Genomic DNA, 13,688 nt, shown 5'->3' on the forward strand with positions numbered 1-13,688 from the left:
CACCGCGGGGAGTCAGGGGGTCGGTCTAGCCGAAGCGGCCCGAGATGTAGTCCTCGGTGGCCTGGACCGACGGGTTGGAGAAGATCCGCTCGGTGTCGTCGATCTCGATGAGCTTGCCGGGCTGGCCGACCGCGGAGAGGTTGAAGAAGGCCGTGCGGTCCGAGACGCGGGCGGCCTGCTGCATGTTGTGCGTCACGATGACGATCGTGAAGCGCTCCTTGAGCTCGCCGATCAGGTCCTCGATGGCGAGGGTCGAGATCGGGTCGAGGGCCGAGCAGGGCTCGTCCATCAGCAGGACCTGGGGCTCGACCGCGATGGCGCGGGCGATGCACAGACGCTGCTGCTGACCGCCGGAGAGGCCGGAGCCCGGCTTGTTGAGGCGGTCCTTGACCTCGTTCCAGAGGTTGGCGCCCTTGAGGGACTTCTCGACGATCTCGTTCAGCTCGGACTTCTTGTAGGAGCCGTTGAGCTTGAGGCCCGCCGCCACGTTGTCGAAGATCGACATCGTGGGGAAGGGGTTGGGGCGCTGGAAGACCATGCCGATCGTGCGGCGCACGGCCACCGGGTCCACGCCGTTGCCGTACAGGTCCTCGTCGTCCAGGAGCACCTTGCCCTCGACGCGGCCGCCGGGGGTGACCTCGTGCATGCGGTTCAGGGTGCGCAGGAAGGTGGACTTGCCGCAGCCGGACGGGCCGATGAAGGCCGTCACGGAGCGCGGCTCGACGGTCATGGAGATGTCGTCGATCGCCTTGTGGGAACCGTAGTAGGCCGTCAGGCCCGATACGTCGATTCGCTTGGCCATGGGGATCACTGCTTTCGAAAAGGAAGTTCAGAGGGGTCGCTGTGGCCGCTGTCAGCGGCCCGTCTTCGGTGCCTTCCAGCGGGCGATGCCGCGCGCCGCCAGGTTGAGGATCATGATGAAGCCGATGAGCGCGAGTGCCGCCGCCCAGGCCCTGTCGTACGCCGCGTCGTTGCCCGCCGCGTACTGCTGGTAGATGTACAGCGGCAGGGAGGCCTGCGAGCCCTCGAAGGGGTTCGTGTTGATCAGGGGGTTCACCCAGACCAGCAGCAGGACGGGGGCGGTCTCGCCGGCGATGCGGGCGACCGAGAGCATGACGCCGGTCGTGATGCCGCCGATCGCGGTGGGCAGGACGACCTTGAGGATGGTCCGCCACTTCGGTACGCCGAGGGCGAGCGAGGCCTCGCGCAGCTCGTTCGGGACGAGCTTGAGCATCTCCTCGGTGGAGCGCACGACCACCGGCATCATCAGGATCGCGAGCGCCATGGCGCCGGCCCAGCCGGAGGAGTCGAAGCCCAGGATGAGGATCCAGAAGCTGAGGACGAACAGACCCGCGACGATCGAGGGGATGCCGGTCATGACGTCGACGAAGAACGTGACGACCTTGGAGAGCTTCCCCCGGCCGTACTCGACGAGGTAGATCGCGGTGAGCAGGCCGATCGGCACGGCGATCACGGAGGCCAGGAGCACCTGCTCGGCGGTGCCGATGATCGCGTGGTAGATGCCGCCGCCGGGCTCGTCGTCGGCGACGACGCCCATCGAGTGGGTCAGGAAGTAGATGTCGAAGACCTTGATGCCGCGCTGCACGGTCTCGAAGATCAGCGAGGCCAGCGGCACGACGGCCAGCAGGAACATGACCCACACCATCGAGGTGGCGAGGCGGTCCTTGGCCTGCCGTGCGCCCTCGACGGTCACCGCGATGACGTGCGAGGCGACGAGGTAGAGGAGCGCGGCTATCAGGCCCCACTGGACGCGGCTGTCCAGGCCCGCACCGGCGCCGATGGCGACGGCCGCGGCGGCCGAGCCCAGCGCGACGGCGACGGGCGTCCAGCGCGGCAGCGTGGCGGCCTTGAGGGTCGAGGGCCGCTTGGCGAGCGGGCCGGGCGGGGTGGGTGTCGTCGTGGTGCTCATGCGTTGGCCCCCGAGTACTCCTTGCGGCGGGCGATGATCAGGCGCGCCGCGCCGTTGACCAGCAGCGTGATGATGAAGAGCACCAGACCGGAGGCGATGAGCGCGTCACGGCCGTACTCGCTGGCCTCGTTGAACTTGCTGGCGATGTTCTGCGCGAAGGTGCCGCCGCCGTAGTCGAGCACGGAGGCGTTGATCACGAAGAGCGGGGAGAGCACGGTGGCCACGGCGATCGTCTCGCCGAGCGCGCGGCCGAGGCCCAGCATCGAGGCGGAGATGATGCCGGAGCGGGCGAAGGGCAGCACCGACATGCGGATGGTCTCCCAGCGCGTGGCGCCGAGCGCGAGCGCGGCCTCCTCGTGCATCTTCGGGACCTGGAGGAAGACCTCGCGGGTCACGTTCGTGATGATCGGCAGGATCATGATCGCGAGCAGGATGCCGACGGTCATCAGGGAGCGCGGGGCGCCGCCCTGGTAGGAGAGGACGCCGGTCCAGCCGAAGTAGTCGTCGAGCCAGCTGTAGAGGCCGGTGAGGTTGGGGGCGACCACGATGGCGCCCCACAGGCCGTACACGATCGAGGGCACGGCGGCCAGCAGGTCGATCACGAAGGCGATGGGGGCGGCGAGCTTGCGCGGCGCGTAGTGCGAGATGAACAGCGCGATGCCGATGGCGACGGGGACCGCGATCGCGAGGGCGATCAGCGAGCTCACCACGGTGCCGAAGACCAGGACCGCGATGCCGAAGTACGGCTTTCCGCCGGTGCTGATGCCGGCCGGGTCCCACTCGAAGGTGGTGAAGAAGTTGCCGGTGTTGTCGGCCAGGGCGATCGCCGTGCGGTACGCCAGGAACACGGCGATGGCGGCCATGATCACCAGGAGCGCGATGCCGGAGCCGCGGGAGAGGCCGAGGAAGATCCGGTCACCGGGGCGGGTGGCGCCGCGGGCGGCGGCCTTGCTCGTGGAGTCCGTTCGCTTCGCGTCGTCCACGGGGCGGGGGGAGGTCGTATTGCTTGGTATGTCCATGAGGTTCTCCGGTCTGCGGAGGCGCCGTGCGCTGAGGCAGGCGCTCCGTGGCGGCGGTGCACCGGACGGTGCGGCCGGCCCGTTGCTGCATACGGGGGCCGGCCGCACTCGGTTCAGCTAGCTCAGGCCCGCGACGGTGGAGCGGACCTTGGTGATGATCTCTTCGGGGATCGGCGCGTAGTCGTTGTCCTTGAGGACGTTCTGGCCGTCCTCGCTGGCGATGTAGGTCAGGAAGGACTTCGTGGCGGCGAGCGTGTCGGCCTTGTTGCCCTTCTCGCAGACGACCTCGTAGGTCACCAGGGTGATCGGGTAGGCGCCCTCGGCGGTGGGCTTGTAGTTCAGCTCCAGGGCGAGGTCCTTGCCCTTGCCGACGACCTTGGCCTCGGAGATGGCCTTGGAGGCGTTGTCGACGTTGGCCTTCACCGGGTCCTTGGCGTCCGTCTTCAGGTCGACGGTCTTGATGCCGTCGCCCGCGTAGGAGAGCTCGAAGTAGGAGATGGCACCGGCGGTCTGCTTGACCTGGCCCGCGACACCGGCCGAGCCGTTGGCGGACTGGCCGCCCTTGGCGACCCAGGACTTGCCGGGCTCGTGCGGCCAGGCGTCGGGGGCGGCGCCCTTGAGGTACTTGGTGAAGTTGTCCGTGGTGCCGGACTCGTCCGAGCGGTGGAACGCCTGGATCTTGGTGCTGGGGAGCTTGGCGTCGGGGTTGAGCTTCTCGATCGCCTTGTCGTCCCAGGTCTTGATCTTGTCGTTGAAGATGTCGGCCAGGGTCTTGGCGTCCAGGACGAGGTTGTCCACGCCGGGGACGTTGTAACCGAGGGCGATCGGGCCGCCGACCATCGGCAGGTCGATGGCCTGGCTGTCCTTGCAGAGCTTCTTCGACTTCTCGATCTCTTCGGGCTTCAGCGCCGAGTCCGAACCCGCGAACGCCGTCTGCCCCTGGAGGAACGCCGTGATGCCCGCGCCGGAACCCGTCGGGTTGTAGTTCAGCTGAACGTCCTTGCAGTTGGTCGTGTAGACCTTCCGCCAGGCGTCGATGGCGTTCTTCTGCGCGGACGAGCCGGAGGCCGCGAGCTGGCCCTTGGCGTCGTCGCACTTGATGTTGGCGTTGGCGTTGGTCTCCTTGCCGCCACCACCCGAGCCGCTCGTGTCGTCGGAGCCGCACGCCGTGAGGGCCAGGGCGCCGGAGACGGCGATGGCGCCGAGGGAGAGGGCGCGGAGCCGGTTCTTGCGCTGAAGCTTCACTTTTCGGGTTTTCCTTCCGGGAGCCGCCGGCCCTTTGCTGGCGGCGTGCGATGTCATACGTCGATGCCTTGCGGCGGTGTGTCTCGCTAAGACCTCTTCGGTCTCTTGTAAGGCCGAAATTAGGCAGGGCAGGTGAAGCGACCGATGGGCACGAGTGAACGGAGGGTGAACCTCGGCGGTCGGCCTGGTTAGGTGATGTGCTACGGAATGTAGCGAAGGTGCTACGCAGGGTTAAGCGTGCTGAGCAGTGCGTCCACCAGCTGGCGGTCGCGGAGCTGGGTGAGGCGGTTGCGGGCCGCTGCCGGGGGCAGCCAGAGGACCCGGTCGACCTCGCGATTGGGGACGAAGCGGCCCGTGGTCGCCTCGGCGGCCCAGTAGCTGACTTCCTTGGGGCGGCCCTGGGCGAGATAGCGGACCGTGGGCAGCGTGGCGCCGGGGGCGCACCGGAAGCCGGTCTCCTCCTCGACCTCGCGCAGGGCCCCGGCGAGCGGCTCCTCGGAGCGCTTCAGCTTGCCCTTGGGGTGCGACCAGTCGTCGTACTTGGGCCGGTGGACCAGGCAGATCTCCAGGCCGCCGTCGACCGGGGAGCGGCGCCACAGGACGCAGCCCGCCGCCCGTACGAGGTCGTGCTCGCGCGTCACCGGGTACTCACCGCCTCGTGCAGCCAGGCCTGCTGGAACGCGAACCGGGCCGCCTCGACCTCGTGGCGCTGGTCGGCGTGGAGCACGCCGAGCGCGTACGCCGTGGCCGGGGCGATGCGGGGGGTGCGGGCCGCCTGCGCGGCGGCGGAGGCGGCCGCGGCGGCCTCGCGGTGGACGTTCAGGGCGTGGCTCGCGTCCATGACGCGGGGTTCCTGGGCCGCGTGCCCGAGGAGGACCTCCTGGGCGTACCGGTGCAGGCGCAGCAGGGAGCGGACCTTGAGCCAGGGGGCGTCCTGGGCGTCCGGGGCGGTGTCGGAGGCGAGGCCGTGGACGAGGGCGCCCGCGTTGTAGGGGTGGCCCGCCTGGCCGAGGGGCAGCGCGGCGACGGCCTCGGTGAGGTCCGCCTCGGCCTGCGCGGCCAGCGGCTTGAGGTCCTCGCAGGCGCCCCGGAGCGGGACCTCGCTGGCCAGCACGGCGACGTTGTCCGCCACCGCGTGGAAGCGGGAGGAGCCGAAGGCCTGGAGCGCGGTGGAGTGGGCCCGCGTCCTGGCCAGGGTCAGCTGGCGCTCCAGGAGCGCGGCGGCCTTGGCCGCGCCGACCGTGAGGCCGCGCGGGGTGCCCGCCTCGGTCCCGGCGCTCGGCGACGGGGTCTGTGCGGTCTGTGCCCACCCGTTCCTGCCGCCGGAGCGGCGGCCCACGGCGGGCGGCGGCACCGTCGGCTGCCCCGACAGGCGGTGCAGCGACTCCAGCAGCCGGTCCAGGCGGGACGCGTACGCGTGTTCCTGGGCCAACGTGCCGGAGAGCCACGCCAGTTCGGGGCGCAGGGCCGCCGCCCACTCCGCGTCCAGGAGGGGGCGGAAGGTGTGCAGGGTGGCGCCGATGCGGCGGGCCGCGCCGCGCAGGGAGCGGGCCGCCTCCAGGGACTCCTCGGCGCCCTGCGCGTCCGTGGTGGACTCGCGGTGCAGCCGCAGCGAGCGGAGGAACTCCGTCGCCTGGGCCTTGAGGTGGGCGGCGAGCAGCTCGCCCGCCTCCGCGCCGGGGCCCGGCCCCGTACCCGTCATCTCATGGTGTTGCTGTGCCACGCCGGCGCCTCCGGGCGTCTATGAGCATCTCCTGTACGTTCCGCAGGGGCTGGCCTTCCGGGTCCACCGAGTGGCGGGTCCAGTTGCCGTCCGCGCCCAGGTGCCAGGAGGCGGTGGTGTCCGACATGCCGGTCTCCAGGAGCCGGCTGAGGGCCGCGCGGTGCGCCGGGTCCTGGACCCGGACCAGCGCCTCGATGCGGCGGTCGAGATTGCGGTGCATCATGTCGGCGCTGCCGATCCACACCTCCGGTTCGCCGCCGTTGCCGAAGGCGAAGACGCGGGAGTGTTCGAGGAAGCGGCCGAGTACGGAACGGACCCGGATGTTCTCCGAGAGCCCCGCGACGCCGGGCCGTACCGCGCAGATGCCGCGCACCCACACGTCCACCTCGACGCCCGCCTGGGACGCGCGGTAGAGCGCGTCGATCACGGCCTCGTCGACCATCGAGTTGACCTTGATGCGGACGTAGGCGGGGCGGCCCGCGCGGTGGTGCTGCATCTCCTTGTTGATGCGCGAGACCAGGCCGTCGCGCAGCGACTTGGGGGCCACCAGGAGGCGGCGGTAGGTCTCCCTGCGGGAGTAGCCGGAGAGGCGGTTGAACAGGTCGGAGAGGTCCGCGCCGACCTCCTGGTTGGAGGTCAGCAGGCCCAGGTCCTCGTAGAGGCGGGCCGTCTTGGGGTGGTAGTTGCCGGTGCCCACGTGCGAGTAGCGGACCAGGGAGTCGCCCTCCTGGCGCACGACGAGGGAGAGCTTGCAGTGGGTCTTCAGGCCGACCAGGCCGTAGACCACGTGACAGCCGGACTCCTCCAGCTTCCTGGCCCACTTGATGTTGGCCTGCTCGTCGAAGCGGGCCTTGATCTCCACCAGGACGAGGACCTGCTTGCCGGACTCGGCGGCGTCGATGAGCGCGTCCACTATCGGGGAGTCGCCCGACGTGCGGTACAGCGTCTGCTTGATGGCGAGCACGTCCGGGTCGGCGGCGGCCTGTTCGAGGAACGCCTGCACGGAGGTGGAGAACGAGTCGTAGGGGTGGTGCAGGAGTACGTCGCGTTCGCGAAGGGCGGCGAAGATGTCGGGCGCGGACGCCGACTCGACCTCGGCGAGGTCGCGGTGGGTGCCCGCCACGAACTTCGGGTACTTCAGCTCGGGCCTGTCCAGCTTGGCGATGCTGAAGAGGCCGGTGAGGTCGAGCGGTCCCGGCAGCGGATAGACCTCGGCCTCGCTGATCTTCAGCTCGCGCACCAGCAGGCTGAGGATGTTCGGGTCGATGGACTCCTCGACCTCCAGGCGCACGGGCGGGCCGAAGCGGCGCCGCATGAGCTCCTTCTCCAGGGCCTGGAGCAGGTTCTCCGCGTCGTCCTCCTCGACCTCCAGGTCCTCGTTCCTGGTGAGCCGGAACATGTGGTGCTCCAGGATCTCCATGCCCGGGAAGAGCTCCTGGAGGTGCGCGGGTGCGGCGATGACGTCCTCTATCGGGACGTAGCGCTGCGGGGAGGCCTCCAGGAAGCGGGAGAGCAGCGGCGGGACCTTCACGCGTGCGAAGTGCTGGTGCCCGGAGACCGGGTTGCGCACGACCACGGCGAGGTTCAGGGAGAGCCCCGAGATGTACGGGAAGGGGTGCGCGGGGTCGACGGCCAGCGGGGTCAGGACGGGGAAGATCTGCTGCCGGAAGAGCGTGAAGAGCCGGGACTGCTCCTTCTCGGTCAGCTCGTTCCACCGGACCAGGTGGATGCCCTCGTCGGCGAGGCCGGGGGCGACGTCGTCCTGGTAGCAGGCGGCGTGCCGGGCCATGAGCTCGCGGGAGCGGTTCCAGATGAGTTCAAGGACCTCGCGGGGCTGGAGGCCCGAGGCGGAGCGGGTGGCGACGCCGGTCGCGATGCGCCGCTTGAGACCGGCCACGCGGACCATGAAGAACTCGTCCAGGTTCGAGGCGAAGATCGCCAGGAAATTAGCCCGTTCGAGGAGGGGGGTGTGGGGGTCCTCGGCCAGCTCCAGGACGCGCTCGTTGAAGGCGAGCCAGCTGCGCTCCCGGTCGAGGAACCGCCCCTGGGGCAGTTCCGCGCCGTCGTGCCCTATCTGGGCGTCCTCGTCGTACGCGTCGAGGTCGGCATCGATGTCAGGGTCCAGGTCGGAGACCGTGGCGGCGATGGTGTGGGGCCTGTGCGCGGCGATCGAGCCGACGGAGGGCTGGGCGTGCTGGACCTGACCTTGCGTGTGCGGCTGGCTCATGGACCCATTCTTCCGCGCGGGCACGCCGATGGGCGCGTCGGAGAGCGCGGGAGTGAGGCGGAGCTTCCCGTTCACTGGGGCTGGCTTCCCGGTTTCCGGGGAAGGGTCGGGCACGGCGGGCTGCATTGAGTGAGCGTCGCAAGACTGTCTGAATCACCGGTTACGGCGACATGACGTGCGGGACATCGACCGACGACCCCCGGGCGTCTACGCGGCGGGGGGCCGCCGGCCGAGCATACGGTTCAAGCCGATCGTACGGTTCTGGCCGATCGTACGGTTCAGGCCGCGCGGCGGCGCAGGAGTCTGAACGCGGCGTACGTTGCGGCGGTCGCTGGGGCGAGGCCGCCGCCGTCCACGACGCGCTCGGCGGTGGCCATGTCCCAGCGCCCCGGGTTGAGTTCGGCGCCGAGCCGCAGGGTGTCCGCGATGGTCAGGTGCGGGTGGAGCGGCTTGCCCCCGGCTCCAACAGGCCCCGGCGGAGAGCCTGTTCGGTCTGCTGGGCGAGCTGGAGGAGGCGGGGTGTGACGTCAAGGGGGAGTTGTGAGGGGGGTTTTGAGGAGAGGGGCCCGGGACTCCGGACCGGTTCGGGGGAGGGGGTGCCGATCTTGTAACGTCTGCCGCTCAGCATTTGACGTGAACACGTACGGAATCACGGGGGTTTCACCATGTCCCAGCGCCCATCGCCCCTCATCAAGGTGGCGGCCCTGCTCATCGCGGCCGTCGTCGCGGGGGTCTGGATGTATACGAGCAAGGGCAACACCACCGGTCCCGACAGCGAGAGCGCCAAGCAGCCCGCCGTCGCCGAGATCGGCGACTGCGTGCAGGACAAGGGGTCGGAGGGCAGTCCCGACATGGAGATCATCGACTGCGGTGACGCCAAGGCCGAGTACAAGGTCGAGAGCAAGCACGAGACCGAGTGCGAGCCGGGGCAGTCCCGGTACGAGCAGACGCGGCGTGGCCGGGTGCAGTTCTCGATGTGTCTGACGGAGGTCGCGGGCAAGTAGCGGCGCCGGAAGGCCGAAGGGCGCGGTGTTCCCGGGGGAACACCGCGCCCTTCGTGTGCGGCGGGGGGCGGGTGGTTCAGGACTCCGTGCGGTACATCAGGTCCGTCTCGTGCGTGACGAAACCGAGCCGCTCGTAGACGCTCACCGCCGCCTTGTTGTCCGCGTCCACGTAGAGCATCGCGGTCGGCAGGCCCTGCCCGGCGAGGTGGCGCAGGCCGGTCGTGGTCAGGGCCTTGCCGAGGCCGCCGCCCTGGACGCCGGGGCGCACGCCCACCACGTACACCTCGCCGAGGCCCTCGGCCGCGTGCACCTTCGTCCAGTGGAAGCCGACCAGCTCACCCGGGCCCCCGTCCTCGCCCGCGCGCTCGGCGAGGAAGAAGCCCGCCGGGTCGAACCACGGCTCCGCCTTGCGGTCGTCCAGGTCGCGCTGGGTCAGGGAACCCTGCTCGGGGTGGTGGGCGAAGGCCTCCGCGTTCACCGCGAGCCAGGCCGCGTCGTCCTGGCCGGGCACGAAGGCGCGTACGGAGACGCCCTCGGGCAGGACCGGGTCCGGCAGGTCGAGACCGGTCAACGGGCGGCGCATCTGGCGCAGTTCGCGGAAGAGCGCGAGACCGAGCACCTGCGCGAGGTGCCGGGCGGCGGAGTGCCCGCCGTGCGCCCACACGCGCAGGCGCCGGCCCGACTCGCCGAGCAGCGCCGAGCCGAGCGCCCTGCCGTGGCCGCGGCCGCGGTGCGCGGGGTGCACGACCAGCTCGGCGGCGGGGGCCTCCACGGGGTCGGTGTCCTCCAGCTGCGCGTAGCCGACGAGGTCGTCGCCGACGCTCAGGAGCAGGTGCCGCACGCCCGCGCGCTCCCCGCCCCGCAGCTGCAGCCTGCCCTGCTCCGACACCGCCTGCTGGCCGTCCGAGCGGGCGGCCTCCGCGAGCAGCCCGAGCACGGCCTCGGCCTGCGCAGGGCTGAGGGCGGCGAGGGTGTCGATCTTCCGGAGGGGCGCGGCCTCGGCGGGGTGGTCGTCAGTCATGGATCGAGGGTAAGCGGTGTCCGGCCGGGGCCGGGCGGAATGGTCGTGCCCGCGGTTGGCTGCGTCATGTCGTCCGGGGGGTACATCGCGCTCCGCGCTCGTCCTCAAGCGCCGGACGGGCTCGAAATCGTCGCCCGGCGGGCTCACCATCGTCCCCACGCACCGGACGAGCGCGCGTACCCGCCCGGCGTCCGACAGCGCGCGTGCCCGCCCGGCATCGGCCCGGTTTCAGCGATGGCAACCAGGATGTAACCGGCAACCCTCTGTTGTGCTACGCGCGTTGAACCTAGGCTGCGGACGGCGTCACCGCCGTCTTACTCGACCTATTCGACCCCCAGGGGGACACGTGTCAGCCACTGCCCAGCCACGTCGGCCCAGACGCCGTGCCTATCGCGTGCTCGCCGCGGCCGCCTCGCTCGCCACCGTCGGCGCGCTGGCCGCCGCGCTTCCCGCCAGCGCGGGGGCGGACCACGCGGACCCCGCGGGCGGCAAGGGCGGCAAGAAGCGCACGGTCGACGTGCAGTTGCTGTCGTTCAACGACTTCCACGGGAACCTCCAGCCGCCCGCCGGATCCTCCGGCCAGGTGACGGAGAGGCAGCCCGACGGGACCGAGAAGAAGATCGACGCGGGCGGCGCCGAGTACCTCGCCACCTCGCTGCGCACCGCCCGCGAGGGCAACCCGTACAGCGTCACCGCCGCCGCGGGCGACCTCATCGGCGCGAGCCCGCTGCTCTCCGGGCTCTTCCACGACGAGCCCACCGTCGAGGCGATGAACAAGCTCGGCCTGGACGTCACCAGCGTCGGCAACCACGAGTTCGACGAGGGGGCCAAGGAGCTGGCCCGGATGCAGAACGGCGGCTGCCACCCCAAGGACGGCTGCTTCGAGAAGGACAAGCACGGCAAGGGCAAGAAGTTCAAGGGCGCCGACTACCCCTACCTCGCCGCCAACGTCACCGACGAGAAGACCGGCAAGCCCATCCTCAAGCCCTACTGGGTGTGGAAGCACAAGGGCGTGAAGATCGGCTTCATCGGCGTGACGCTGGAGGGCACCCCCGACATCGTCTCCGCCGACGGCGTCAAAGGGCTCAAGTTCCACGACGAGATCGAGACGGTCAACAAGTACGCGAAGGTCCTCGACAAGCAGGGCGTGAAGTCCATCGTCACGCTCATCCACGAGGGCGGCGTGCCCAAGAGCCAGACGTACAACTACGACTGCGACTCCCCGGGCGCGGGCGACGGCATCTCGGGACCGATCACCACCATCGCCAAGGGCATCTCGCCCAAGGTCGACGCGCTCGTCACCGGGCACACCCACAACGCGTACGTGTGCACGATCCCGGACCCCGCGGGCAACCCGCGCATGGTCACGTCGGCGTCCTCCTACGGGAAGCTCTACACGGACACCACGCTGACGTACGACCGCAGGACCAAGGACATCGTGCGCACCAGCGTGCAGTCCGCGAACCACGTCGTCAGCCGTGCGCAGGCCAAGGCGCCCGACATGACCTCGCTCATCGAGCGCTGGGACAAGCTGGCCGCGCCGGTCGCCGACAAGGCCGTCGGGTACATCTCCGCGGACATCCCGGGCCGCGGCGCCGGCACCCCCGAGTCCCCGCTCGGCGACCTGATCGCCGACGCGCAGCTCGCGCACGCCAAGTCGCTCGACCCGGAAGCCGATCTGGCGCTGATGAACCCGGGCGGCATCCGCTCCGACCTCGTCCACAAGGCGAGCGGCGGCGAGGGCGACGGGGTGGTCACCTACGGTGAGGCGTTCACCGTCCAGCCGTTCAGCAACACCGTCAATCTGGTCGACCTGACCGGGGCGCAGCTCGTCACCGGCCTCAAGCAGCAGGTGAGCGGGCCGAACGAGGCGTCGCCGAAGATCCTGCAGATCTCCGACGGGCTCACCTACACGCTGGACATGACCAGGACCGGCGCCGACCGCGTCGTCGCGGACTCGGTCAGGCTGAACGGCAAGGCGATCGACCCGGCGGCCACCTACCGCGTCGCGATGAACTCCTTCCTCGCGGGCGGCGGCGACGGCTTCGCCGAGCTCGGCAAGGGCACGAAGCCGCTGGTCGGGGCGGACGACCTGAAGGCGCTCAACGACTATCTGACCGCCAACTCCTCGGCGGACAAGCCGATCGCGCCCCCGAAGGCCGACCGGATCACGATCCTGAAGTAGGCAATCTCACCTCCGGCAGGTACCGGCCGAAACCGGCGGTTACCGGGAGTAGAGCTTGGGGTGGGGTGTGAACGTATGGTGAGATCGCTCGATGCGTTCCCCCCACCGCATAGCCACGCATCCTCCGGATGCGTCTATTGACGACGACCGCGCCGACCAGTCCCACTACAGCAATCCGTACGACGAGCTCGCGGCCCTCGCGCCGAACCCGCTGGACGAGTTCCTCCACGAGGAGAAGGACCCGGGCGACGGCGCGGACGTCCCCTGGACGCCGCCCAACCACCGCCGCGGCAGCCGCCGCCGCACACGCTTCGCGGGCCTGCCGCTCGCCGCGAAGGCCGTCGTCGCCGTCCTCGTCGCCACCGCGTTCCTCGCCCTCGGCGACCGCTGGGCCCTGCTGTACGCCGAGCACGAGGCGGCGGAGAAGCTCAAGGACCAGATGAAGCTGAGCGCGGCGCCCGAGGTGGACATCGAGGGGTTCCCCTTCCTCACCCAGGTCTTCGACAAGCGCGTCGACAAGGTGAAGGTGACCGTCCCCGACGTCGCCGCCGACCGGGTCTCGCTCGCCAAGGTCTCCGCGACCGCCACCGACGTGCGGATCGACGGGGACGGCCCCACCTCGTTCAAGGGCGCCCACATCGGCGAGATGAACGGCGAGGTGCTGCTCTCCTTCGAGGACCTCAACCGCGAACTGGGCGCCTCCCAGGTCACGTTCACCGGAAAGGGCCGCGACCAGGTCCTGGCGCGCGGCACGCTGCCCGTCGCCGGGCACGATCTGAAGGTGCGCGCCGACGCCCGCATCCAGCGCAACGGCGACCGCGGCATCTCCACCGACATCGGCGGCATGAGCCTCCAGCTCGGCGACCTCGCGACGTACCGTCCCGGCACCCGCGAGAAGGAGGGCCTGCACCTGTCGCGGAAGTCCGCCGGCCGCGTGAGCGAGGAGACGTCCAAGGCGAAGGCGCTCCTCTCGGTGCCCGCGATCGTCCAGCGGCTCGGCGTCCCCGACGCGGTGGTGCGCGAGGCGCTGAAGAGCGACACCAAGCTGAACGAGCTGACCGGCGCGCCGAAGTTCGTGAACGACGTGATGGGGCTCAACCTCATCGACGTCGCCATGGGCCACCCCTGGCTGCTCAAGAAGCTCGGCCTGGACCCCGCCCTCCTCGACGGCCTCGCCAAGCTCACCCGCCCCGTCCTCGCCGACCGCCTCACCCTCGCCTTCCAGCTGCCGAAGCTGCCGGGCGAGGGAACGATGGCACTCCAGGACGTGAGCGTGGAGAAGGAGGGCATCCGGGTACGGATCGCAGGGTCCGGCATCGGGGTCGGACGCTAGG

Annotated in this window: 11 protein-coding genes; 3 read left to right on the forward strand and 8 right to left on the reverse strand. The window is 70.3% G+C overall.

Annotated elements, in window-relative coordinates; all coding sequences use genetic code 11:
• Window positions 1-25: 25 nt before the first annotated feature.
• The 7 genes from pstB to ACIO9J_RS39995 form a co-directional block, all read right to left on the reverse strand.
• Window positions 26-802, reverse strand: a complete 777-nt coding sequence (pstB, locus tag ACIO9J_RS39965; protein ID WP_402010206.1) for a phosphate ABC transporter ATP-binding protein PstB — start codon at window positions 800-802, stop codon at window positions 26-28.
• Window positions 803-853: 51 nt separating this feature from the next.
• Window positions 854-1,930, reverse strand: a complete 1,077-nt coding sequence (gene pstA / locus ACIO9J_RS39970; RefSeq protein ID WP_402010208.1) for a phosphate ABC transporter permease PstA — start codon at window positions 1,928-1,930, stop codon at window positions 854-856.
• On the reverse strand, window positions 1,927-2,949 hold the full coding sequence (gene pstC / locus ACIO9J_RS39975) for a phosphate ABC transporter permease subunit PstC (RefSeq protein WP_402010210.1): 1,023 nt from the start codon (window positions 2,947-2,949) through the stop codon (window positions 1,927-1,929). The genes pstA and pstC overlap by 4 nt, the downstream gene beginning before the upstream one ends.
• Before the next feature lie 117 nt (window positions 2,950-3,066).
• Window positions 3,067-4,194, reverse strand: coding sequence for a phosphate ABC transporter substrate-binding protein PstS (gene pstS / locus ACIO9J_RS39980; protein WP_402010211.1), 1,128 nt, complete (start codon window positions 4,192-4,194; stop codon window positions 3,067-3,069).
• Between the two features lie 221 nt (window positions 4,195-4,415).
• Window positions 4,416-4,835, reverse strand: a complete 420-nt coding sequence (locus ACIO9J_RS39985) for an NUDIX hydrolase (protein ID WP_402010213.1) — start codon at window positions 4,833-4,835, stop codon at window positions 4,416-4,418.
• Window positions 4,832-5,917 carry a CHAD domain-containing protein gene (locus ACIO9J_RS39990; RefSeq protein WP_402010215.1) on the reverse strand — a complete coding sequence of 362 codons (1,086 nt, stop codon included), beginning with the start codon at window positions 5,915-5,917 and terminating at the stop codon, window positions 4,832-4,834. Before ACIO9J_RS39990 ends, ACIO9J_RS39985 begins: the two co-directional genes overlap by 4 nt.
• Window positions 5,898-8,270: an RNA degradosome polyphosphate kinase gene (locus tag ACIO9J_RS39995; protein WP_402010217.1), complete on the reverse strand. Its 2,373-nt coding sequence runs from the start codon at window positions 8,268-8,270 to the stop codon at window positions 5,898-5,900. The genes ACIO9J_RS39990 and ACIO9J_RS39995 overlap by 20 nt, the downstream gene beginning before the upstream one ends.
• A gap of 539 nt (window positions 8,271-8,809) precedes the next feature.
• Between ACIO9J_RS39995 and ACIO9J_RS40000 the strand changes: the two genes are divergently transcribed.
• Window positions 8,810-9,148 carry a hypothetical protein gene (locus ACIO9J_RS40000; RefSeq protein WP_402010219.1) on the forward strand — a complete coding sequence of 113 codons (339 nt, stop codon included), beginning with the start codon at window positions 8,810-8,812 and terminating at the stop codon, window positions 9,146-9,148.
• Window positions 9,149-9,224: 76 nt separating this feature from the next.
• On the opposite strand, the gene mshD is transcribed toward ACIO9J_RS40000, so the two are convergent.
• Window positions 9,225-10,169 carry a mycothiol synthase gene (gene mshD / locus ACIO9J_RS40005; protein WP_402010220.1) on the reverse strand — a complete coding sequence of 315 codons (945 nt, stop codon included), beginning with the start codon at window positions 10,167-10,169 and terminating at the stop codon, window positions 9,225-9,227.
• 346 nt (window positions 10,170-10,515) lie between these two features.
• On the opposite strand from mshD, the gene ACIO9J_RS40010 reads away from it, so the two are divergent.
• Window positions 10,516-12,354: a bifunctional metallophosphatase/5'-nucleotidase gene (locus ACIO9J_RS40010; RefSeq protein WP_402010222.1), complete on the forward strand. Its 1,839-nt coding sequence runs from the start codon at window positions 10,516-10,518 to the stop codon at window positions 12,352-12,354.
• Between the two features lie 91 nt (window positions 12,355-12,445).
• Window positions 12,446-13,687, forward strand: a complete 1,242-nt coding sequence (locus ACIO9J_RS40015) for a DUF2993 domain-containing protein (RefSeq protein ID WP_402010224.1) — start codon at window positions 12,446-12,448, stop codon at window positions 13,685-13,687.
• Window position 13,688: the final 1 nt, after the last annotated feature.

Source organism: Streptomyces sp. NPDC087300, from assembly GCF_044744425.1.
Taxonomy (GTDB): domain Bacteria; phylum Actinomycetota; class Actinomycetes; order Streptomycetales; family Streptomycetaceae; genus Streptomyces.

Coding starts and splice junctions, on each gene's coding strand:
- pstB (WP_402010206.1), bottom strand. CDS start 802: ATGGCCAAGCGAATCGACGTATCGGGCCTGACGGCCTACTACGGTTCC.
- ACIO9J_RS40000 (WP_402010219.1), top strand. CDS start 8,810: ATGTCCCAGCGCCCATCGCCCCTCATCAAGGTGGCGGCCCTGCTCATC.
- mshD (WP_402010220.1), bottom strand. CDS start 10,169: ATGACTGACGACCACCCCGCCGAGGCCGCGCCCCTCCGGAAGATCGAC.
- pstC (WP_402010210.1), bottom strand. CDS start 2,949: ATGGACATACCAAGCAATACGACCTCCCCCCGCCCCGTGGACGACGCG.
- ACIO9J_RS39995 (WP_402010217.1), bottom strand. CDS start 8,270: ATGCAGCCCGCCGTGCCCGACCCTTCCCCGGAAACCGGGAAGCCAGCC.
- ACIO9J_RS40015 (WP_402010224.1), top strand. CDS start 12,446: ATGCGTTCCCCCCACCGCATAGCCACGCATCCTCCGGATGCGTCTATT.
- pstA (WP_402010208.1), bottom strand. CDS start 1,930: ATGAGCACCACGACGACACCCACCCCGCCCGGCCCGCTCGCCAAGCGG.